Annotated in this window: 16 protein-coding genes and 1 pseudogene; 6 read left to right on the top strand and 11 right to left on the bottom strand. The window is 46.3% G+C overall.

Going from position 1 to position 22967, the window contains the following annotated elements; translation table 11 throughout:
* Positions 1 to 185: 185 nt before the first annotated feature.
* Positions 186 to 1658, top strand: a complete 1473-nt coding sequence (pdxR, locus tag AC3RCI_RS17285) for a MocR-like pyridoxine biosynthesis transcription factor PdxR (RefSeq protein WP_492472513.1) — start codon at positions 186 to 188, stop codon at positions 1656 to 1658.
* A gap of 182 nt (positions 1659 to 1840) precedes the next feature.
* Here the strand turns inward: pdxR and AC3RCI_RS17290 are convergent, their stop codons facing one another.
* On the bottom strand, positions 1841 to 3109 hold the full coding sequence (locus AC3RCI_RS17290; protein ID WP_492472512.1) for a cytosine deaminase: 1269 nt from the start codon (positions 3107 to 3109) through the stop codon (positions 1841 to 1843).
* Positions 3078 to 4355, bottom strand: coding sequence for a cytosine permease (gene codB, locus AC3RCI_RS17295; protein ID WP_336781919.1), 1278 nt, complete (start codon positions 4353 to 4355; stop codon positions 3078 to 3080). The genes AC3RCI_RS17290 and codB overlap by 32 nt, the downstream gene beginning before the upstream one ends.
* A 533-nt stretch (positions 4356 to 4888) precedes the next feature.
* Between codB and AC3RCI_RS17300 the strand changes: the two genes are divergently transcribed.
* Positions 4889 to 5443: a GNAT family N-acetyltransferase gene (locus tag AC3RCI_RS17300; protein WP_336782072.1), complete on the top strand. Its 555-nt coding sequence runs from the start codon at positions 4889 to 4891 to the stop codon at positions 5441 to 5443.
* Between the two features lie 95 nt (positions 5444 to 5538).
* On the opposite strand, the gene AC3RCI_RS17305 is transcribed toward AC3RCI_RS17300, so the two are convergent.
* Positions 5539 to 7791: a glycoside hydrolase family 3 N-terminal domain-containing protein gene (locus AC3RCI_RS17305; protein ID WP_492525755.1), complete on the bottom strand. Its 2253-nt coding sequence runs from the start codon at positions 7789 to 7791 to the stop codon at positions 5539 to 5541.
* Between the two features lie 191 nt (positions 7792 to 7982).
* On the opposite strand from AC3RCI_RS17305, the gene AC3RCI_RS17310 reads away from it, so the two are divergent.
* Positions 7983 to 9998: an ATP-dependent DNA helicase gene (locus AC3RCI_RS17310; RefSeq protein ID WP_492525757.1), complete on the top strand. Its 2016-nt coding sequence runs from the start codon at positions 7983 to 7985 to the stop codon at positions 9996 to 9998.
* A gap of 255 nt (positions 9999 to 10253) precedes the next feature.
* On the opposite strand, the gene AC3RCI_RS17315 is transcribed toward AC3RCI_RS17310, so the two are convergent.
* Positions 10254 to 10934 (bottom strand): TetR/AcrR family transcriptional regulator, encoded by a 681-nt coding sequence (locus tag AC3RCI_RS17315; protein WP_492525759.1) that lies wholly within the window; start codon positions 10932 to 10934, stop codon positions 10254 to 10256.
* A gap of 141 nt (positions 10935 to 11075) precedes the next feature.
* On the opposite strand from AC3RCI_RS17315, the gene AC3RCI_RS17320 reads away from it, so the two are divergent.
* Positions 11076 to 12428, top strand: coding sequence for an MATE family efflux transporter (locus AC3RCI_RS17320; protein WP_492525761.1), 1353 nt, complete (start codon positions 11076 to 11078; stop codon positions 12426 to 12428).
* Positions 12429 to 12562: 134 nt separating this feature from the next.
* On the opposite strand, the gene AC3RCI_RS17325 is transcribed toward AC3RCI_RS17320, so the two are convergent.
* Both AC3RCI_RS17325 and AC3RCI_RS17330 read right to left on the bottom strand, forming a co-directional pair.
* Complete coding sequence (locus tag AC3RCI_RS17325) at positions 12563 to 13279, bottom strand: 3-ketoacyl-ACP reductase (RefSeq protein ID WP_336781924.1); 717 nt, start codon at positions 13277 to 13279, stop codon at positions 12563 to 12565.
* Between the two features lie 164 nt (positions 13280 to 13443).
* Positions 13444 to 13815, bottom strand: coding sequence for a winged helix-turn-helix transcriptional regulator (locus tag AC3RCI_RS17330; RefSeq protein WP_127536781.1), 372 nt, complete (start codon positions 13813 to 13815; stop codon positions 13444 to 13446).
* Positions 13816 to 14070: 255 nt separating this feature from the next.
* Between AC3RCI_RS17330 and AC3RCI_RS17335 the strand changes: the two are divergent.
* Positions 14071 to 15645, top strand: a pseudogene (locus AC3RCI_RS17335) (glycosyl hydrolase); the annotation flags it as partial.
* Between the two features lie 304 nt (positions 15646 to 15949).
* Positions 15950 to 16477 carry a DinB family protein gene (locus tag AC3RCI_RS17340; RefSeq protein WP_154893873.1) on the top strand — a complete coding sequence of 176 codons (528 nt, stop codon included), beginning with the start codon at positions 15950 to 15952 and terminating at the stop codon, positions 16475 to 16477.
* Between the two features lie 131 nt (positions 16478 to 16608).
* Here the strand turns inward: AC3RCI_RS17340 and AC3RCI_RS17345 are convergent, their stop codons facing one another.
* From AC3RCI_RS17345 to AC3RCI_RS17365, 5 genes are all read right to left on the bottom strand, one after another.
* Positions 16609 to 17583, bottom strand: coding sequence for a family 43 glycosylhydrolase (locus AC3RCI_RS17345; RefSeq protein ID WP_186811992.1), 975 nt, complete (start codon positions 17581 to 17583; stop codon positions 16609 to 16611).
* Between the two features lie 13 nt (positions 17584 to 17596).
* A complete protein-coding gene (locus AC3RCI_RS17350) occupies positions 17597 to 19312 on the bottom strand; it encodes a discoidin domain-containing protein (protein ID WP_492525763.1) in 1716 nt (571 codons plus the stop codon).
* Positions 19313 to 19383: 71 nt separating this feature from the next.
* A complete protein-coding gene (locus AC3RCI_RS17355) occupies positions 19384 to 21069 on the bottom strand; it encodes a type 2 periplasmic-binding domain-containing protein (RefSeq protein ID WP_492472503.1) in 1686 nt (561 codons plus the stop codon).
* 69 nt (positions 21070 to 21138) lie between these two features.
* Positions 21139 to 22008, bottom strand: coding sequence for a carbohydrate ABC transporter permease (locus AC3RCI_RS17360; protein ID WP_336781929.1), 870 nt, complete (start codon positions 22006 to 22008; stop codon positions 21139 to 21141).
* An 18-nt stretch (positions 22009 to 22026) separates the two neighbouring features.
* Entirely contained in the window at positions 22027 to 22911 is an 885-nt protein-coding gene (locus AC3RCI_RS17365) for an ABC transporter permease subunit (protein ID WP_154894365.1), read from the bottom strand.
* Positions 22912 to 22967 lie beyond the last annotated feature (56 nt).

Consider the following 22967-nt stretch of genomic DNA (forward strand, 5'->3'; position numbering starts at 1 on the left):
AATTTCAAAAAGGACATCTTATTTCAACAAAGTAAATGATCTATTTTTCGATGCCACTATTGTTTCCCCTTAAACTATGAATTAGTATAAAATGAGAATGGATACATAAAAAGATCCAATATCACCGGATTTTATTGTACCACTTTGAATATATTGAACCACTTTATACTACCATTGGAGGATCTATGCAATTTCATCTAGCGTACAGTTCATATTTGAACCGACAATATACTAAAATGAAGGCTCTCTATCATGCGGTTCGGGACGCTATTCATGATGGTAATCTCGTATACGGCGAAAAGTTACCTTCCACAAGGGAGTTAGCAGCGTCATATCACATTTCCCGAGGAACCGTGAATCAGGTCTATGATACGTTAACTGCCCAAGGTTACCTTCAGTCAGAGCACGGAAGAGGTACCTTTGTTGCTTATCAAGCGGATTTAAGCCATGAGGAGTACCAGGTAAAATCCTGTACTCATCACTTGTCAGCTTGGGGAAACCGTATCCAGCAGCTTGAGCAGCAGACCCCTCAACAAACGGTACAGGTTCGTGATCATAGCAAAGAGAATAGGGAAGTGATCGACTTCAGCAAATATCAGCCGGATCTTTCCAAGTTCCCTTACGATGAATGGAATAATCGATTGTATGCAGAGATACGGCATCGTGAGGAGAACGTTATCCATGCTTCCGCCTTTGTTAGCTCAACAGGAGACCCGAAATTAAGAGAAGCCATTGCTGCCTACCTGCGGAGAATGCGGGGGATTCATGTAGATGCGGATCATATCGCCGTTACTGCAGGTTCCATGCAGGCTATAGCGCTGCTCACTCAATTGCTCGCAGACCCTGGCGACCATGTTGTGACGGAAAGCCCTTGTTATGTCGGGATTTCTCAAGCCATTATGGCTGCAGGCGCCAAGTTGATTGAAGCGAGTCTCGATGGTCAGGGACTGGTCCCCCAAAACTGGGATGCACGTATGTTGTTTGTCACGCCGTCAAGGCAATTTCCAACAGGCGAAATGCTTAGTCTTGAACGCAGACAAACCCTGCTGGACTGGGCGCATCGCCGGGATGCCATGATTGTCGAAGATGATTACGACAGTGAGTTCCGATACCGCGGTATGCATGTTGAACCTCTGAAAACACTCGATAAAGAAGGGCGCGTCATTTACCTTGGAAGCTTCACCAAAACATTGCCTTTTGAAGTAAGGCTGGGTTATGTGGTCCTCCCTCCCACCCTGGCAGATACCTTTAGAAAGGCTCAGGCTTTATATGAGCCAAGACCTGTCAATCTAATTGAACAGCGGGCGCTCGCATCATTTATGACAAGCGGTCAGTATGAACGTCATCTGCGCAGGATGAATCGTCTGTACAGCCGCAAGTTCCATATGTTACTCAAACTGTTGAACCAGCAGCTCTCTACATGGTTTGATTGGGTGGAAAATGAAGCGGGTCTGCACGTATTCGGCTGGTGGCGAGGAGAAGCCTCAGCTTATGAAGCCTTTCGGGCATCCGCCAGATCGGAAGGGGTCCACTACTCGGAAGTCAGCAGCTCAACCTCGGATGGCATAAAGGTTGGTATTTATTTATCATTTGCCCATTTGTCAGATGCACAAATACAGGAAGGTGTAGCGAGATTACAAAAAGCTGTAACGGACTAGTCTCATCATGAGGCACTGTCTCTTTACTAACAGTAAAAAATCCCCTCATGTGTGGCAGGAAGAATTCACGATTACGTGTGCTTTCTGATTGATCCTGTCACCCCGAGGGGATTTTTTGATTAATGCTAGGCATTGCTTAATGTATAATGTGCCTATTTCCTATTTCATTACATTCTCATTGCTTATTTGTTAAATGTTACCTTCTCCAAACCGTCTTCAAGAATGATCGACGTATCCCGTGGTTTCGTTTCCGCGATTTTGCGGCCGCCTCTGAACGAGTAGAGCACGCCAGCTTGTTTGCGGATGGCTTCATATTCATTCTCTGCTTCCAGAACGATGAAGTTGGCTGGCTTGCCTTCTTCAATGCCGTACACATCCTCGATGTGGAGCGTTCTTGCGCTGTTTTTGGTAATCAGGTCAATGGAATTCACGATCTGATCGTAACCAAGCAGCTGCGAAGCATGGATACCCATATGCAGCACCTGAAGCATGTTACCCGTACCGAGTGGATACCATGGATCGAAGATGTCATCGTGACCGAAGCACACGTTCAGACCTGCTTCCTGCAGCTCTTTGACACGAGTCAGTCCTCTTCTTTTCGGATACGTGTCAAAGCGTCCCTGCAGGTGGATGTTAACCAGCGGGTTGGATACGAAGTTCAGGTCAGCCATTTTCAGCAATCTGAACAGCTTGTACGTATATGCATCATTGTATGACCCCATTGCCGTCGTATGACTCGCTGTCGTACGGGAACCCAGTCCACGTTCGTAGGCTTCCTTGGCAACGACTTCTACAAAACGGGATTGCTCATCATCGATTTCATCACAGTGAATGTCGATTAGACGGTCATATTTCTCAGCAAGGTCAAATGCAACCTTCATTGAATCGACGCCGTATTCTCGTGTGAATTCGAAGTGGGGAATGCCTCCCACGACGTCAACGCCCATTTTCAGCGATTCTTCAAGCAGTTCCACACCGTTGGGATAGGAATGAATACCTTCCTGCGGGAAAGCGACAAGCTGGATGTCAATGTAAGGCGCCATCTCTTCTTTTACTTCAAGCATCGCTTTAACTGCCGTCAGGCTTGGATCCGTTACGTCCACATGTGTCCGCACATGCTGGATGCCCTGCGCCATTTGCCATTTCAGCGCCGTTTTGGAACGTGTTTTAACGTCTTCCTGCGTCAGAAATGCTTTGCGTTCGGACCACCGCTGAATGCCTTCGAACAGCGTACCGCTCAAATTCCATTCCGGCTCACCTGCCGTTAATGTTGTATCCAGATGAATATGAGGCTCAATGAACGGTGGCAGTACAAGCGAACCGCCTACGTCGATAACTTCCTCATTCGCAGTAGCAGCTGGCTCCTGCGTGATTTGTTCGAATTTCCCGTCCTTTACAACGATATTCCATAGACCGTCTTTACCCCGCAATTTCGCGTTCTGTATAATCATTCATTTTCCCCTTTTCTTTGGATTCTTTCGCAGAAACGATCAACATGAGTACAATGTAAGCCACCGCTGTACCAAGAAGTGCATTCAACGGCGTTACTCCTGGTGCCAATTGAGCGAATGCCACGCCGATCGCCCAAGCGACCATCGCTATCCAGTTTACCGTTTTAAAAGTCATCTCGGCAAATGGTTTATAATTTCTGCGCTTCACGAAGAAGTAGTCTGCAATGATGATGGCTCCTATAGACGGTACGGCTGCGCCGAGTACATTCAGGAAACCAACAAAGTTGTTGTACATCCACATCGCAAAGATGGTACCCACGATACCGTTGACGACGACGAAGAATTTTTTCGAAATTTTAGTGATGTTGGCAAAACCAAGTCCCGAAGCATACAGAGCATTGTCGTTTGTTGTCCAGATATTCAATCCCAGAACGATGATCGCAGGAATGATCAACCCTTGCAGGAACATGACTTCCGAAATGTCTGCCAGGTTATAGGCCATGGCGCCGACTGCACCGAACAGAAACATGAGCGAGTTGCCCAGGAAGAATGCAATGACAGTTGCGGTAACTGCCTGGCGTGACGTACGGGCAAAGCGGGCAAAGTCTGGCGTTAATGTTCCACCGCTGATAAATGATCCGATACAAATGGTTAGTGCAGCTGCTGCAGTGAGCGACTGTGCCGGCGTGTAATCAAACAATCCTTGCAGACCACCCAGCGTATCTGCACCTTCGAACATGGAGTAACTCCCTAGAATGGCAATGGCTGGAACCGCGATATAACCCAAAATGACAAGTGACTTCATACCGAAGATTGCAGATGCCGTCATAGCGAGACCAAACACAAAGATTAACAGGTACACATTCCAATCCATCGCTTTGGCGACGGGAATTGCGAACATCGCTACGCCGACACCGAACCATCCAACCTGTGTGAAGCCGAGCAGGAAGGAAGGCAGATACGACCCTTTCTCACCGAATGCATATTTGGCCAGCAAATGTGTGGACAAGCCTGTCTTCGCCGCGATATGTGCCAGTGCTCCCGTATAGATCCCGAGCACCAAATTACCCGCAAGCACGATACCAATGAACTCCATAAACGTTAAGCTAACACCAAGCGTCCCTCCTGCCAGCATGCTTGCTGAGAAGAACGTGAACCCCAGCATAACGGACAACGTCTTCCAAAAATGGTTTCTCTGCGTTTTTGGCACTGCCTGCCATGAAAATTCTTGATCTTGTTTGCTCATCAGAATACCCCCAACTTAAAGTGTCCTGATACCAAAAAGCAGAAAAAAGAGGCTACTCGTCAGGTCAAAACTGACAAGTAGCCTCTTTTTTGCATCATAACCCGCGCGAAGACGCAGAGCATCCCTGAACGGAATATGCCCTGTTTCACGCGTGATTATAAAAATCCGCTGCCCTTGCCAGCCTCTCTGGACTGAATTAAAGGTACCAGTATTCAATTACGTTCTATTATTTTGGAAAATGCCGAAGATGTCAATGTCATTATTATCCAAACACAAAAAACAGTCATATAATTAACTTTTCTTCTTAGACCTTTTTCATGTTTTCACCATAAATAGCCCTTCATATCTTCCGTTAACAATTATCCTTACAACCTTGTTCTCAACAGATCCATCCTGTGATAAACTGGCTTTGCTTGATCTGGTTAAAGTCTGAAAGGTGTGATGACCATGGCATATAAACTTGATTCTCTAAACAAAATCGTTCATGGAAGCAGCAATGCAATCTAAAAGGAGATGTCACATTAAAATTGACTATGGAGAAATTTGATTATAGATCAGAGACAGAGCGATTAATCATCAGACCTTTACAGAAAGACGATTATATCAATTGGTTGAATGAATTCGAACACCGCCTCCCCTCCCAACACCGTCATGATCAAGGGAAAGTGGACATGACTGAATGTACACGGGATTGGTTCCATCATCTGGTAGATCGACATCAAGAGCTAGCATGCACGGATGCGGTTTATGTATTTGGGGTGTTTAGAAAGGAAGATGGTACACATCTGGGTACAATTGATATTGCAACCTTAGCAAGAGCTAATTTTCAATGGGCAAGCTTCGGCTATACAATCCATAATCAATACTGGAGGCAAGGATACGGCAAAGAAGCAGTAAAAGAAGCTCTGAATATGGCATTTGAACATTTGAAATTTCACCGTATAGAAGCCCATATTAACTTGGATAATACCCCTTCGATGAAACTTGCTGAACACGTAGGTATGGAATTTGAATGTATACGTAAAGGCTTCATACACGAATATGATGAATGGACGGACCATTTGGTTTATTACAAAAATATCAATTAATCATTTCCACTGGTGAATCCAAAGATCAAATTCAAAAGACGGACTCCGTATGCTGGAATCCGTCTTTTGATTTTTTTTGATAATTATCAGTATTTTTAATTCGTTTTCACTGGCAATTTGCCGGTAGCTTCTTGATGCCCAAGCAGCACATTGATTCCGGCTTCCGTATTGGGCTCCTGCTTGCCATAGACAGCAAGTCCTGAGCGAATGTTCTTCAGATATATCGTTTCATAAGGGTTGCCGAGTGACAACAATGTGTAGCGCTGATTTCGAGTGTTCATCTCATTGATTAAGGCTTGATAAGCGGTCCATCCAAACTGGCTGGCCACGTTACGGAACTGGTAGGAAGTCAGGATGACATAATCGGCTTTGGCAACCGTCTCTTTCATTTGTGCTTGTCCAATTAGGGCAATTTCCGTCTTTAACAACAGGTTACTTGAAGCCTGCTTCAACTGTCTCTCAAGCTGCTTGGCTTGCTCTTCCTCCGCTGCAACAATGACAACCCGATCTCCTCGTTGGAATGAATCCGGATGCATACCGTCACGGCTGGCCAACAGGGTCACTGCTCGCTCTGCAATTTCCCGCTCCACCTCGCGATGTCCCTGTGAACCGATAACATTGTTAAGCTCGGCCAGCTTAGACGTAAGGCTTTCACTGCGTTCAAACAAGCCATACTTCGCTTTCAGCTCCAAAATACGCTCGACTGAAGCATGGATGGTTTCCATCGGAATCGTTCCGTTCTTCACCGCGTTCACCAGTGTTTGATGAGCAGCTGCAGAATCCTGCGGCATTAGAATGATATCCACACCTGCGTTGACCGCCCGTTCTACCGCTAGGTCTTCGCCAAAATGCTCCGCTATCCCATCCATAGTGAACGCGTCTGAAATGATGATCCCCTCATATCCCAGCTCTTCCCGAAGCAGACCATTCAATACCTTTTTGGATAACGTGGCAGGAACAGGCACGCGTTGTCCGTCTTTAAGCGATGTGACCTGTTCGCTATCTATGGCAGGAAAAGCAATGTGTGCAGTCATGATCATCTCCACGCCGTTCTCGATTGCAGCCTGAAAAGGTTTCAGCTCCACCGCATCGAGCCGCTCGCGGTTATGCGTCAGGACTGGCAATCCGAGATGGGAATCCACCGTCGTGTCCCCGTGTCCTGGAAAATGTTTAACTGCTGCAATGACGCCCGATTGACGCAGCCCTGTTATCGTTGCGAGACCAAGTCTGGTGACCAAATCTGCATCTGAACTGAATGATCGCATTCCAATGATCGGATTGTCCGGATTGCTGTTAATATCGAGTACTGGCGCAAAGTTGATGCTCAGCCCCAGTGCGTTCAGCTCTTCTCCCGTCAGCTGTCCGGCCGCTTCGGCCAGGGCTGAATCTCCGGTTGCGCCTAGAGCCATTTGACCCGGCAAATTGGTGCCGCCAGGGATTCGCTTAATAACGCCTCCCTCCTGGTCAATGCCAAGAAACATCGGAATGTCCCCAGCTTCCATTTGCAGATTGTGCGTAAATGTTGTGACCTGCCGAGTGTCTACAATATTTTTATCAAAAAGGATTAAGCCGCCCAGATCCTGATTATGGATGCTGCTTTTCAACCCTTCATTAACTGTCGTGGTCACTCTACCATTCCACTGCCGAATGTCAGGCATGAGCATTTGACCGACCTGCTCACTCACGGTCATATAAGAAATCAGCTTTTCCCAATCCTGTGCCTGAATGGCTGACTGGCGTTCGAACTGAATTAATCGTGACATAAATACGGCATATTCTGCTCGCGTGACCGTTTGATTCGGACGATAGGTGCCATCTGAATATCCGCCGACCAAACCATTGGAGCTCATGACGAGGATGGGCGCTGCTGCCCAATGATTTTCCGTATCGGACCAATTGGCGGTTTGCTTGCCTTCCGATAGAGAATATGCGCGTGTTAAGAAAGCTGCAGTTTCAGCGCGGCTTAGCGGTGCATCCGGACGGAAGGAGCCGTCCGGGAATCCGCTGGCAAGTCCATTTTTAGAAGCTATCGCTATTTCTTTATTAAAGGCGTGTGTCTTTGGAACATCCGAGTAAGTCGTACCTTCAGCGGGCTTCTCAAGCTGTTCCGGATATAGCTCCCGCACCAGGAAGGTGACAGCTTGGGCCCTTGTGACAAGCCCTGCGGGTTTAAATTTCCCATCTCCATACCCTGCGACAGTTCCCCGCTTCGCCATATATTCAATACCGTCTTCTGCCCACTTCGAATACTGTAGGTCGTTAAACCGCTCTTCCGCTGCTGCATTCCCCGCCCATATGAGCATAGAGCCGAGAACGGCGCCGAATATGCCTATCATTTTTAGCTGCATTTGTTTCACTCCTGTTGCTGTTCTATGTAAGATAAATAGACGCTATTGATATCCGTTTAGTTGCGTTTTATAGCCATGGACTTAATCATCGCTTATGTACACTTGACTGTAAATGACGCATCTAAGATAATTAGGGTTTCACTAAAAATAGCCGAAGAGGAAGATTTTACATTGGAAGTGAGGTGATTGTTTTGAACTGGTTAAATGAACTCTCTAAAGTACAGAAACGCAAACCGAAAAAGGACCTCGAACGCTCGCTTGTGGAAGGCATCTTTCGGGTGTATGACCGTTTTCCCCGAATGGGTCTTCGCGAGCGGATTGGGCAGCAGGATATGTCTCTGGATATAACGGATGCCTATGTTAACGGGCGTAATGCCATGATTGAAGCTGGCGTGGGTATAGGCAAGTCTTTTGGATATCTCATCCCCAGTCTGCTCATTAATCAGGTTTCACAACAGCCCATTATTATCGCCACATCCTCCATTCAGCTTTCGGAACAGATACATAAGGATCTTCGCGTCATCGGCAGCCGGCTCGGCTTCACTACAGTTCGCTCTGTCGTAGGGAAAGGCATGGGCCAGTATGCTTGCCGAAACAGGGCTGCGGAGTTGTTCAAGCCAGATGATCCAAATTCCCCCTTGTCCGCCCTTGCTCAGCGAGTAATCAATTATGAAATTGATGAAAGAGCAGACATCCAAGGTGGAATTAGTGATACTGAATGGTCTAACGTGTCCGTAAATGATTGCCAATTCGAACGTTGTCATCATAAAAATGGATGCTTATTTTACGAAATGCGTGCCAAAATTAATGCAAGGCCAAGCGAGATTGATTTTATAATTGTGAATCAGGACCTGCTTATCCGGGATCTGATGAAGAAAAAAGAAGGAACACGGGGCATCATTACCGAAAGACCGGCTCTAATCATTATTGATGAAGCTCATAATCTGGAGGCCAAAGTTAGAGACGCAAGAACGCTCGAGTTCACGTTAAGAGGCATCTGCCGTACCATGGACGACGCTGTGCAATTGCTCATGAAGCAGTCTATGGACAAGACTCTCCTTTCCCAATCCAAATTTATCAAAAGATATGCTCAGCATATTTTCAAACAAATCGACGCTGACCTGCTCCGAGAAGCCAAACAGGATAGTGACCGTATCCAGATTTCTGAGATGCAAGGCATACCATTTCGCCAAGTCTCCCAACATTTGAAGGACCTTAGTCTTCGCTTAGCGGTTCTGACCTCACGCAACGAGCGGGAGATTGACGAAGTTTATGAAGCTATGAACGGGCTTATATCTCTTATGGATGTCTTGGCTAACACAGAGGAAAATCATCTTAGTTGGGCAAGCAGGACACTTCGCGCAACCACGATCAGCATCTGTCCCAAAGATATAAGCCAGTTTCTGAAACACACGTTATTTAACGGCAAGACGTCTGTGATTCTCACGTCGGCCACGATGTGTCAAGGCGGAGAAACACTGGAGGAACAATATTCTTATTTAACACAATCGCTTGGTTACAGGGGCGATTATATGGACCGCAAACCCTCTCCATTTGATTACACGAACCATGCCATGATGTACATCTCGAACAAGGTTCCAACCTATCATTACGATCAGCGCGAGCTGTATCTTGAAGCAGCCTACCACGAAATGATTCAACTCTGTAATCTAACCCAAGGTAGAACACTAGTCCTTTTTTCTGCCAAGGAAGACATGAAGTATGTTCATCAGAAGTTGATCTCAGATAAGAGTAAATATCCATGGGCGGTACATGTTCAGAAGGAGGGATCTTCCCAAGATGGGGTAATCGCTGAATTCCGGGGAAGTAAAGGTGTGCTGCTTAGTACAGGCGTTTTCTGGGAAGGTGTAAATATCGAGGGTCCTGACCTGTCACAAGTCATTGTTTTTCGTCTGCCCTTCCCTGTTCCGTCCGATCCCATCTATGAGTATAAGTCCACTTTATCGGACAATTCGTTCATGGACGTGTTTGTACCGGACATGCTTCTTCGGTTACGGCAAGGAACGGGACGATTGATTCGCAGCGAAACGGACCTTGGCGTGCTCAGCATCCTTGACTCTCGTCTTAGCGCAGCAGCCAGGAAGAATTACCGGGAACAGGTGCTGGAAACTTTGCCTTTTAAGAAGGTGACAGAGGATTTTTCGGTACTGAAGAAATTTGTCCACAAAAAGGGCATTAAACGTTAAGGTTGAAATGGGATACTACTGTTAACGATTGGTTGCGGACACTCATTAAAGAGTCGAATTATGGGCGTTCAACATAAAAAAAGCTGATACGGTCTTATCACCCGCATCAGCTTTTTCAGTTTACAATCCAACAAGGGAATGTACCTTGGCAATCACTTCTCTAATATAGATGTCTCTATTTCGTTGCACGTTATGCGCAGCGCATCGTAAGGACTGCCGGGGCAACTTCATCCCCAGATGAGCTGTGAATATCGATTACTTCTCATGCTCCTTGATAACCTGCTCAATCCCCATCAGAATCAGCTTCAAACCAAATTCAAAAGCCTGATCGGTCCCCATTACCTCAAAAAGTCCGTTTTTGTACATTCCTCGGAATAGTCCCGCTTCTGCCTCAGTCATGGAGTCCAGAAGTTCGTTCATCTGCCCGCCCGGAGCCACTCCCTCATCCTCCAGCATCACGGTGATATTGCGCTGATGTTGATAATCATCCAAAACGAAATAGAACACATAGTTTGTAAGCGTTAAAACGGCTTGCAATTTCTGCTCTTGCTCAAGCGGGGTCGATTCGACGCAAAGCAACATACGGTTGGTGAACCGGATCATGTCAGGTTCATGGGGCAGCGTCATCATCATGAGCTGCGTCGAGCAGGGGTAACGACTCAACACACTTCGAATGGTTATGGCTAGTTCCTCCAACTGCTCTTTCCAATTCCCCTCCGAATTGAAATCCTGCAGAATGATTTTCGATATCTGGTTAGCCAGACGTTGATAGAGATTCTGCTTGCTCTTGAAATACCAGTAAATAGATGGTGCCTGAATCCCCAAACGATCGGCTAATCGTCTCATGCTGAATTTCTCGATGCCCTCTTCCCCCAGAAGTTCCCACGAGGCTTCCAATATTTTATCTTCCGAAATTTGTGGCTGTTGTTTTTTCATTTATATCCGCCCTTTATCTAACAGTGTAAGTTTTACTTTACAGGTTCATACGCTCATGATATCATCTTACACTGTAAGGCACAAACTAACACTGTTAGATTGTCAGCAATACCAAATTACATGAAGAAGGTAGTGACCCACATGGATGCAGAAAACCTCCATTATTTCGAAAAGGCACCAATCACCAAAGCCGTAGCTCACTTTGCCATCCCCATGATGCTCGGCACGTCAATGAACGTTATATACTCCATCTTGAACGCCTATTTTCTCGGTACGCTGGGCAATACTGCGATGTTAACCGCTCTTGCGCTAACCTTGCCTTTGTTTGCCGCCATCATGGCGTTAGGTAACTTGATTGGCATAGGGAGTGGCACCTTTATTTCCCGTTTGCTGGGCGAGCAGAAATATGATGACGTAAAACATGTGTCTTCCTTTGCGTTCTACAGCAGTTTAGCTCTCGGTTTGCTGGTCATGGCCATCGGTCTTCCATTGGTCGATCCCATCGTTCATGGCCTGGGCGCAACAACAGAAGCATTTGGATTCACAAAAGAGTATGTCACCGTTATGCTGATTGGCTCGCCATTCGTAATCCTGTTTTTCACACTGGAAAATATCGTACGTTCCGAAGGAGCGGCCATCACGTCGATGGTCGGCATGATCCTCAGTGTGGTCGTCAATATCATACTTGATGCGGTAGCCATCTACGTCTTTCACTGGGGCGTTATTGGTGTAGCCTCTGCTACCGTGATCTCCAACCTGGTTGCGAGTGCATTCTATGCCTTTCATATGGGGAATAAAAGCCGTTTACTAACCATTTCTGCCAAATGGTTCAAGGCAAGCAAAGACATCCTGAGCAATGTATTCAAAATTGGTGTTCCTGTCTTTATCATGAGTATCTTTCTGGGGGCCATGTCGCTTTTCTTAAACCATTTTCTTGCCGACTATGGGGATCAGGCTGTAGCCGGATACGGGATAGCATCACGTTTGCTGCAGTTTCCTGAATTTATTCTAATGGGGTTATGTGAAGGAGTTGTGCCATTAATTGCTTTCACGTTTACGGCAAACAAGCTGCGTATGAAACAAACCATTGGATTTACGATTAAAAGCATTCTCGTTCTAGCCGCCGGGTTCGGCATCATCGTTTATCTGATCTCTGATCATTTAATCGGACTATTCACGAGTGATCCGCAGCTCATTGAAATGGGAAGCTATATTCTGCATGTGACATTTTTGTCCCTGTTCATCTCAGGAATGACGACGCTGTTCACAGGCATTTTCCAGGCAACTGCCCAAGGAACCGCTGCTTTTGTTATGTCCATTATTCAAGGAGTTACATTGATTCCTGTGCTTTTCATTGCGAGTCATATGAACGGCTTCCATGGCGTGGTCTGGTCACTTGTTATTGCGGATGCTGTTGCTTTCCTCGTTGGTGCGGCCATGATGTTTATTCTGCGGAATAAACTGCAGCCTGAACTGGAACACCTTGTACAGTAGAAAATATTATCGGGTATTTGTGTGACTAGGCCAGAACGTTGCAAAAACAAAAATAAGCCGCTTAAGCAGCGACTTATTTTTGTATTCCTAGTGTACATTTTTAATTTTTACAATGCACTTTTGCTTCTATCCATTTACGGATTTGTTGACCATAGACCCGCATGCTTCAACAATACGCGTGGGTGCAGCTTCAGTTGTGCCACAATCAGGTCTGCAAGATCTTCAGGCTGCATCACCTTGTCCGGATTGCCGTCCGTCAACTTGAGCTCGACTGCCATATCCGTAGCAACGGTACTAGGAGTCAGAGCCGTGACACGAATGTTTTTCTTGCGTACTTCAAGCATCAAGGACTCGGTGAGTCCATTTACAGCCGCTTTAGATGCAGTATACGCGCTCGTAAGCGGCGCCCCTTTTTGTCCAGCCGTAGATGAGATGTTAATGATATCACCTGCGTTGCGCTCCATCATCTCTGGCAATACCGCACGGGTCGTGTAATATACACCCTTCACATTGACATCAATGATATTGGTCCATTCTTCCGGTGTTAACTCCATGAATCCGCCGAATTTGCCAATGCCCGCATTGTTGATCAGAATATCGATCGCTCCGAGCTCTCCCCGTACAGACTCTACTGCTGCTGTAATGGAATCCAGATCGGTCACATCAGCTGCAGCAATCGCTACGTTCACATTGTACGGTTTAAGTTCTTCCTTGACCTTTTGCAAATTCTCAAGCGTACGGCCTACAAGACCTACGTGAATGCCCTCTTGTGCAAATGCAATGGCAATCGCGCGACCAATCCCGCGACCCGCTCCTGTAATTAATGCTACTTTTCCTGCTATGGACTGCATATTATTGTTCGCTCCTTTGAATCTTAGATAAGTTAAATTGAATTAAAACCTAGCGTTAAGAACAATCGTTCTCAACTTCTATTCCATTCTAACTGCCCTTACTTTAAATGAAAAGCATGCACTTTTTGGTGCGGTGGTTACCAAACGGTAACTGCCACATCCATTTACTTAATTTCTTCCTTAAGCTGACTTAGCCGATTCAGACCCCAAGTATACATCATTTCAACGATGGGCAGTATGCTCATTCCTACTTCTGTCATCGAATATTCAACCTTGGGAGGGACATCCGGATAGACTTCTCTATGAACTATGCCATCCTCAATTAGCTCACGCAGCTGGCTTGTCAACATTTTATGTGAAATTTTAGGAAAGAGCTTTTGCAAATCGCTAAACCGATGAGGTCCTTCGACTCCCAAATGCCATAAAATAACTACTTTCCATTTGCCGCTAAGGATCGATAACGTATACTCTTTCTCGCAATGGTAATCCTTTTGGGCTAATCGATCCCGGATGTCCTGTCTCAGCGAATCTGTCATGTAATCATCATTCCTTTATTGAATTAAAAACTGCAACCTTTGTATTATACCACCACAAGTTGGAATGGACGAAGATCACGTGTCACTGATGTGCACAAGGACCAACTAATAAACGCAAAAACAAGTCAAACTCCAACTTTATATTCCATATATTTACAAAAATTGTTTCCTATGTTATGTTTTTTATGAAAGCGCATCCATTACTGGTTTTATTGAGAATTCTTGATCTTATTTCACATGAAAAGGGAGATGGGAATGAAAAATCAGCTCACAAAGGCAAGCGCAATGCTGTTGGCATTTACCCTCTTGTTCGGATGGATGAACATGCCTGTTCATGCAGACCCTCCACTCTTCACCATGGAAAGTGAAAACGCTCAGCTGACGTCCGATCTGCATGTCGTTACTGAAATTTACGGACAACCCAAACCAGGCTTCTCCGGAAGCGGATTTGTCTGGATGCAGAATTCCGGCACGATCACATTTAATGTGACTGTTCCAGAAACCGGCATGTACGCTATCTCCACTCAGTACATGCAAGAACTGAGTCCTGATGGCAGGCTGCAATACCTAACTGTTAATGGCGTTACCAAGGGCTCGTATATGCTCCCCTACTCGACAACATGGTCCAAATACGATTTTGGATTTCATAAGCTGAACCAGGGAACCAACACCATACAAGTTAAAGCAGGCTGGGGCTTCACTTATTTTGACACCTTCACTGTGGATCATGCCGATCTAGATCCTCTAGATGTGCAGCCTGTCCTCACCGATCCTCAAGCTACACCGGAAACCCAGCTTCTAATGAATTATTTGACCGATGTTTACGGCAACCACATTATTTCGGGACAGCAAGAGATTTACGGAGGCGGAAATAATGGAGATACCGAATTGGAGTTCGAATGGATTCATGATCTATCCGGTAAATATCCGGCCATCCGCGGCTTCGATTTCATGAACTATAATCCTCTGTACGGCTGGGAGGACGGGACAACTGATCGCATGATCGACTGGGTTAACAACCGTGGCGGGATTGCAACAGCTGCATGGCATATCAATGTCCCGCGCCAATTCGACACTTATGAAATTGGAGATTCCGTCGATTGGAAAGAAGCAACCTACAAACCGACCGAAACCAATTTCAACACAGCGAATGCAGTCATCCCCGGGACGAAAGAATATCAATACGTGATGATGACCATTGAGGATTTGGCGGAGCAGCTGCAGATTTTACAGGATAATGATGTACCTGTCATTTTCCGGCCCTACCATGAGGCTGAGGGCAATGGCGGGTTGAATGGCGAAGGAGCTTGGTTCTGGTGGGCTTCAGCTGGCGCAGATGTGTATAAGCAGCTGTGGGACCTTTTGTATACCGAGCTCACGGAGACATATGATCTGCACAACTTAATCTGGACCTATAACAGCTACGTGTACAGCACATCTCCTGCATGGTATCCTGGCGACGATCAGGTGGACCTTGTCGGTTATGACAAATACAATACGATTTACAATCGCTATGACGGTTTGTCCGGCGTTCCCAATGAAGATGCCATTACATCCATTTTCTATCAGCTTGTTGATTTGACAGGCGGCCAAAAAATGGTGGCCATGACGGAGAATGACACGGTCCCTAGCGTGCAGAATCTGGTGGAGGAGAAATCGGGATGGCTCTACTTCTGTCCCTGGTATGGCGAACATCTTATGAGTTCTGCATTCAACAATCCGACCACGCTAAAAACACTCTATCAAAGTGATTATGTCATTACGCTGGATGAGCTGCCGAATTTGAAGGTAGACAATGGAACCTTAGGCGCTTCCATTACACCTGCAAACGATAAATGAATGAACCTGTACGAAGAAGAAATGAACATCTGGAATATGTGAAAAGGCTCTTACAACGAGATCGGACACGTTGCAAATGAGATGCCAGAACCCAAAATATGCCCTTCCGCCCACTAAGCGGAGGGGCATATTTCAAGCATGATTATAATCTCGTCGTAATTCTACTTGACCCTTTATCACCCTATTAAATATTAACCTCATTAAATAGCAGAATCCTGCCAATGAAAGGTTGAGAATTGGTTCAAGCCTATACTACAATAAAACCCAGAGCTAGGAATCCAAAGGAGGCGCCAACATGCTTGAAAGACCAGTGAAAGAGGAGTATGCAGCATATTATGAAGGGTACATAAACCTTGTTCCGGAAGGGAGCATCCTCGAACAGTTGGAGCAGCAGTCCAATATCGTACAAGCTCTTCTGTCTTCATTGACCGAGGAGCAAGCCAACTACCGTTATTCCGAAGGCAAGTGGAGTGTGAAAGAAGTTATCGGCCACCTCACAGACAACGAACGCATCATGAGCAGCCGGCTCCTGCGCATCGCCAGAGGTGATCAAGCGAATCATCCCGGCTATGACCAGGACGTCCTGATGCAAAGTCACCCATTCGATACGTACACCGTGGCTGATCTGAGAGAAGAATATGCGGTTGCACGCCGATCTACTATTCTTATGCTTCGTCACATCGCGCCGGAAGCATGGCTTCGCAAAGGAATTGTTAGTGATAACCCAGCTTCGGCTCGATCCATCGCTTATGTTTTGGTTGGACATGAACTGCACCATCTGTCGATTCTTCGTGATCGGTATGCGGTAGATGTAAAATTATAATTAACCCGATCTGCTGAAGTGTATTTCCATTTGTGTGAACGGACAGACGCTGAACCTTCGTTATCCGAAAGTCAGCTTCTGTCCGGCAACCTTTCATCCGTCCATCCACTCTTGCGTTGATTCCTTAAAATTTACTTTTCAAAAGTAATCGAATTTGCATCCTTACTCAAAGTTAAGGCGGAGTAATTATTCAGTATCGGCATATCGCCTTCAAATTCAATGGGTAGTGCCACATAGCTGGATTGAAAATAATCTGCTGCATTCCAGCGATCCGCAAAGTAAAGATATTCCTGCTCCGATCGCTTCAATACAAAAGAAGGCTGTGTTCGGTATGTCGTATCGTCCCCGAAATCACGAAGCATCCCCCATGGACCATCCATAGTATCCGCCATAGCTACCTTGCCTTGATTCGGCTCCCAACCTGTACAAAAAGAGGTCAGCATATAGTATTTTCCGTTCCGCTTGAAGACCGCTGGCGCCTCCCGGTATTCTCCCTGCCACAGCTTTCCGATTAGACTTTCGACATTAAGATAATCTTCCTGCAGACGATAGATATGAAGATCCGCATTGTCCCTGGCAGCTGAAATAAAGTAGGCCGTCCCGTCATCATCCTGAAAGAGCGTGCAATCACGCGACATATAGCCATATGGGTTGAAGCTGCCATGATAGGTAAAATGGCTATCCGGAGAATCGGATGTGGCAATGGCGCATGCAGCGTCATTGTAATTTGTCCCGTTCTCATAGTGGACCCAAAGAACAAATTTTTTAGTTTTTTGATTAAATAGTACTTTGGGTCGTTCAAGGTTCACCTTTCCACCGCTGTCATTCATCAATTTCGTATTGCTCCTTACTCTGATCGGGGCAACCGGAGTTGAAGTGGTAAGGATATGGTTTCGAAACTCCCAATGGAACAGATCTCTGGAACGGTAACAACTCACATAAATATCGTCTCTACGATCTTCCCCGTACCAGTAATAATACTTGTCGTGGAATATAATATGTCCGCCATGGGCATGGATCGGCTGGCCCCTTGTATCCTTCCATAGAGTACCATTGATTAGTCGATGATTCACAACGCTACCCCACTCTCTTCTTTTATTATTCACGTTGGACACCTCGTTACTCTGCACCTGCTCCAAATACCTTCACTTCCCACAAACGTGGTGTATACCAGTTGTTAGGGTTATTGTGAAGCGTGGCATTCAGCATATTGATTCTTACATACCTGGCTGTACCTGATAACGTATCCGAGGTGAAGCCGTAAGAGGTATTATTGGTTCGGTCCAATGCTTCGGTCCAATTAACATTGTCCGTACTCGTCTCAACTTTATATTTATAAAATCCTTCGGAGCCCTTCTGCATCCACCAGGAGATTTGCACGTTATGGATGTCCTGGACAGAACCAAGATCAACCTTCCACCAATGTGGCCAGGAACCGCCTGTACCGATCCATTCCGTTTGATAGCTGCCATCGTTCGCATAACCCGCCGGGTTAGTTCCGGCACTTGTTTGCGCTGTTGCAGGTTTGCCTTGAGACAGCAGCCTTCCGTTCTGGACAGGGATTACGACATCATCGCTCGCATTGTACAGGATTTGGTCAAAATAATCATAGAATGCGTAACCATTCGAGAACCAAACGGGAAGCAGCCGCTCCTCTGTTGTCCCGTTTTCCGTGCCAGCCCAACCGAACATCCATCGATAAGCTATCATTACCACATGGTTGCCCGTATTGGGTTTTACTCGCATGACCGAACCCGATTGCGCCGAGAAGGTTGACGTGTTGCCTATTGTCCGCAGTTCGGACCACTCCCCATCCATGCTGGTTGCTGAAGAATACATCGGTATGCTCGGGTACCAACCTGCCGCTTGGGAAGAGAACAGATAATAAATGCCATCTTTCTTGATCACCTTGGGCAGTTCCCGATGCTGATTTTCATATATCACCGAAACTTGGGATGCCACATCCAGCCAATCAGAGGTCAACTTGTACAGAATGGTGTCAGAATTATTATTGGCTGTCGAAATCAAATAAGCCGAATCGTCGTCATCCTTGAAAATGGAAATATCCCGTGACTCATTCCCTTCCGGACGGAAGCTTTTGTGAAAAGTAAAGTGCTCTCCAGGCGTGGCCGATGCCACCGACACTCTGGCCAGTGTATAATCGGAGCTGTTCTCATAATGGGCCCAAAACACAAATTTGTTGGTAGGCGCATGATACAGGATATTAATTCCTTCAAATTTGGAATCAGCCAGATCCGGATGATCCGTGTAGGAAAGTACCACCTTGTCATTCCCATAAGTGATATCGTCGGTCGACGTCTGTTGTATCATTTGGCCAAAACCGCCTGATGACTTTTGAACAAAATTAAATTTGTAGTAGGTATCTCCGACTTTAAGTTCATTCGGGAGATTCAAGGTAGACTGCACTGTGTTGTCAAATGTGGTGAGGTTACCCGGGAGAGTGTAAGGTGCATATTCGGGTGAGACAGCAGAGGTTAACAAGGAGGTTCCCTCATATGCTTTCACTTGATACCTGTATGTGCTGCCTATGGCAAGGTCATAATCATCTGCCGTTGTTCCGGTCAAGTTCTGCAATAACGTAAAGGGCCCATTGTTCTCCGATCTGTACAACTCATATTCGTCAGCTCCCCCGACAGGCGGCCAGTGTATTTTGGCATTGGATACCTCAGAATCATTCTTAAGCATGAAAAGTGTTGCTGCAATCTGGGTCTCCTCGCTATCCGCAGCGTGAACGTTTTGAGTAGAGAACAGTAGATGGCAAGTCAGCAATATCAGTGCAGCGACGACAACCATTCCTTGTTTACCTTTAACCATGTCTCATCATCTCCTTTTTTAGTAGACCAACCTTCCTTATTCGGAAGGCTGATCTTGGTGGAATATGACTTTTATTTCAGCTTCATCAATGCCATGACATCCGTCTCGCTGGTTTGGGTGTACCACTCGTTCACTTCTTCAATGACTTGGTCTCCGCCTTTTTCGTGCCACTGCTTCACAAAGGTATCGAAAGCCTCAATCGGCTCATTGCCGTATATAATTTTGGTAAACGTTTCTTGCTCCATGGTAGTCAATTGCTCCCACACATTCTGCATCGTTGGGGTAGGCGGACCGTTAAACTCGTTTGGAAGCAGTGCCTCACGGTTTTCATAAGAGATACGATATCCGTCTTTGGTCGTTTGATCCTTGGAATCGCTTTGGATGAGAACACCTGTATCGGGCTTGGCGCCATTCGCCAGATCGTAGTACGATTTGCCGGGGCCATCAACACTCGGCGTATTTTTGGTAAATGCCATTTTCCCAACACTTTGTATTGCTTCCAATGGCTTATTGAACTTTTGCGGATCGAACGTCACCTCGTCATTGACGATATCGTAATCGTATCCCTGAGCGTAGCCATATTTGAATTCACCGGTGCTGAACGCAGCATCGTACATCTTATCGTAGTACAGGAAGAATGCCTCCATGTTTTGAAAATCCTTGTTGAACATGAACACGCCATCGTTGAGCTGAGCGGACTGATACGTCTTATCCCCGTTTACGCCTTGAATCGTAGGATAAGCATTGATTTTAGCGCCCTCAATATTTTTCTCCACATCCTTCACGCTGTCATACAGCCAAGGGCGGCCGATGATGATGCCTGCCTTTCCTTCCGTAAAATCGGAGAGTGCGTCCCATGCCCCCTGAGTGGCCAATTCCTTGTTCAGATACCCTTCGGCATACCAATCCCGCAGCTTGGCAAGTGCCTCCCTGTTTCCTTCAGCCACGGATCCATAGGTTAACTTACCATTGTCGTTAACCCACTGCCGCGGAAGGTGCTTACCTGTGTATGCGCTGAAAATCATGACCGGATCACTGACCCAGCCCGTATTGTAAGAATCCTTACCCGAGAAAGTAAACCCGTAGGTGTCCTGCTTGCCATTCCCATCCGGGTCCTCCGTGGTAAATGCCGCGATGACGTTCTCAAACTCCTCTATGGTTGTTGGCGCTTTCAATTTCAGGTTATCCAGCCAGTCCTGGCGGATCAGCATGACTTCGCCCTCCGTCAGATTCGGTGCGATTGCCATTCCGTAAACTTTGCCGTCCCTGACCACAGGATTAAACGTCGTTGGATATTGTTTATAGATCTCTCTCATCCGTTCTGGCATGTAGGTCGCTATATCTTCCGTTATCTCCTTGACCCGCCCCGATTCGATCAAATCATTGACCAGCATGGTGTCATACACCGGCAGAACATCAGGCAGCTTCTCGGAACCGGTTAACGCCAGCCGGAGCTTGGTATTATATTGGGAAGCATCGCCACCCAGCAGCGTAGTTTCGATCTTGATGCCGAGATTTTCTTCTCCCCAGCGGGTTAGTACATTGTCATTCAAACTTTCACCATTAATATATTTACCGGCATTTTCATCCTGCTGCTTCGCGATCGTCATTTTAAAGGGCGGATCATATTTTCCATCCTTGAGCACGGATGCCGGTGCGGTCTCAGATACACTCTCCTTGCTGCTGCAACCAGCTACAACCATCGCCGACAGGATAACCACACTAACCATTTTCCATAGATTTCTTCCTTCTTTCATAAAAACATGCCCCCTCGCTCATATCGTACAGTTTTCTATTCATTCATTTGTTCATGATCATGATGAGAATTACTCTTTGACAGCCCCTAACACAATCCCCTTCACGAAATATCGCTGCAAAAAAGGATAGACCAAAATAATAGGCAGCGTACTGACAAAAATTTGGGCGGCCTTGATGCTTTGTTCCGACATCGCTGCGACCTCAGACTGGCTCATGGCCATATTCTGCATGTTGCTTTGCACTACGACCGTCTGCAGGAAGGAAGCCAGCGGATACCTGCTCGCATCCGACATATACAAAATTCCGTCAAACCAAGAATTCCAGTGTCCAACCATGATGAATAAGGATACGGTAGCGATTCCTGGCAGAGATAGCGGCAGGTAGATTTTGCTGAGGATCACGAAGAAAGATGCTCCGTCAATGAACGCCGCTTCTTCCAAAGCTTTTGGAATCGTTTTGAAGAAATTGACGAGAAGAATGAGATTATAAGCTCCGAAAGCTCCCGGGAGGACAAGGGCCCAGATGGTATCTTTCAACCCAAGACTGGTCACCAATATGTAAGAAGGTATCAGTCCTCCGGAGAACAGCATGGTGAAGATAAAAAACCACATGAGCGCGTTGCGGCCCCTAAATTCTTTGGAAAGGGCATAACCTGCGCAGGTCAGGACAAACATGCTGATGGTCGTCCCCAATACGGTTCGGGTAATCGATGTCAGCATCGAACCGATGAAATTGGAATTGCTGAACGTTTTTACATAGGCATCCACATTGAACCCGACTGGCCAGAACGACACCAGGTTACCACTAATGGCTGCTTTGCTGCTGAGCGATTGCGCCAATAAATGAAGCAGTGGAAGAAAACACGCCAGTCCCGCCAGTATCATGAAAGTATAATTAAATATGGAGAATACTCGATAGCCTGTCGTTTTATGGTACATGATCGCTCTCCCTCCTTGTTAGAATATTTTATAATTGGCATACTTGTAGGCCAGCCTGTAGGATACAACGATCAGGATCAGGCTGATCCCTGATTTGAACAGTCCTACTGCTGTCCCGAATCCGTATTGCCCGTTTAACAAGGAAGAACGATATACATACGTATCGATGATATCTCCCGTACTGTAGACAAGCGGGTTGTACAGATTGAAAACCTGGTCAAAACCGGCATCCAGAATGTTACCCAGGCTGAGTGTGGATATGACGATAATCATCGGCAGCATGCTGGGCAAGGTGACGTATCGAATCTGCTGCCGGCGTGTCGCTCCGTCAATCTCGGCCGCTTCGTAATAGGAAGGGTTGATTCCCGCTATGGTAGCCAAATAGACAATCATACCGAAGCCAAAGCTCTTCCAAACGTCACTCACAACGACGGTGTACCGAAAGAGATCCGGATCACCCAAAAAGTAAATCGGATCGTTCCCGAACATCCAGGTCAATATTTGATTGACGCCTCCGTCCAATCCCAGAATGTCAATCATCAGTCCCGCGACAGTAACCCAGGACAAAAAGTGCGGCAGATACACCAAGGTCTGTACACTCTTCTTAATCCCGATATTTCGTATCTCGCTCAGCAAAATCGCCATGATGATCGGAACGATAATACCGACGATAATTTTGGAAACCGCGATAATCAGCGTATTGACGATCGCTTGAGTCGCTTCATCATACTGAAAGATCCTTTCGAAATTGGCTAGTCCGATCCACCGGGAACCTGAGATGCCAAGCCATGGTTTGTAGTCCTGAAATGCCATGAGCAAACCAACCATGGGTCCATACGAAAAAATACAGACAAATACGAAAGCGGGAATACACAGTACGTACAAAGGCCAGCTTTTCTTGATTTCCGTTTTCCATGAACTGCGATGGGAAGCCTTGGATTTAACTTTTTTTGCGGATG

The sequence above is a fragment of the Paenibacillus sp. MT124 genome (assembly GCF_058792755.1).

Coding starts and splice junctions, on each gene's coding strand:
- AC3RCI_RS17320 (WP_492525761.1), top strand. CDS start 11,076: ATGGATGCAGAAAACCTCCATTATTTCGAAAAGGCACCAATCACCAAA.
- AC3RCI_RS17330 (WP_127536781.1), bottom strand. CDS start 13,815: ATGACAGATTCGCTGAGACAGGACATCCGGGATCGATTAGCCCAAAAG.
- AC3RCI_RS17350 (WP_492525763.1), bottom strand. CDS start 19,312: ATGGTTAAAGGTAAACAAGGAATGGTTGTCGTCGCTGCACTGATATTG.
- AC3RCI_RS17315 (WP_492525759.1), bottom strand. CDS start 10,934: ATGAAAAAACAACAGCCACAAATTTCGGAAGATAAAATATTGGAAGCC.
- AC3RCI_RS17360 (WP_336781929.1), bottom strand. CDS start 22,008: ATGTACCATAAAACGACAGGCTATCGAGTATTCTCCATATTTAATTAT.
- AC3RCI_RS17355 (WP_492472503.1), bottom strand. CDS start 21,069: ATGAAAGAAGGAAGAAATCTATGGAAAATGGTTAGTGTGGTTATCCTG.
- codB (WP_336781919.1), bottom strand. CDS start 4,355: ATGAGCAAACAAGATCAAGAATTTTCATGGCAGGCAGTGCCAAAAACG.
- AC3RCI_RS17300 (WP_336782072.1), top strand. CDS start 4,889: ATGGAGAAATTTGATTATAGATCAGAGACAGAGCGATTAATCATCAGA.
- AC3RCI_RS17305 (WP_492525755.1), bottom strand. CDS start 7,791: ATGCAGCTAAAAATGATAGGCATATTCGGCGCCGTTCTCGGCTCTATG.
- AC3RCI_RS17340 (WP_154893873.1), top strand. CDS start 15,950: ATGCTTGAAAGACCAGTGAAAGAGGAGTATGCAGCATATTATGAAGGG.
- pdxR (WP_492472513.1), top strand. CDS start 186: ATGCAATTTCATCTAGCGTACAGTTCATATTTGAACCGACAATATACT.
- AC3RCI_RS17325 (WP_336781924.1), bottom strand. CDS start 13,279: ATGCAGTCCATAGCAGGAAAAGTAGCATTAATTACAGGAGCGGGTCGC.
- AC3RCI_RS17290 (WP_492472512.1), bottom strand. CDS start 3,109: ATGATTATACAGAACGCGAAATTGCGGGGTAAAGACGGTCTATGGAAT.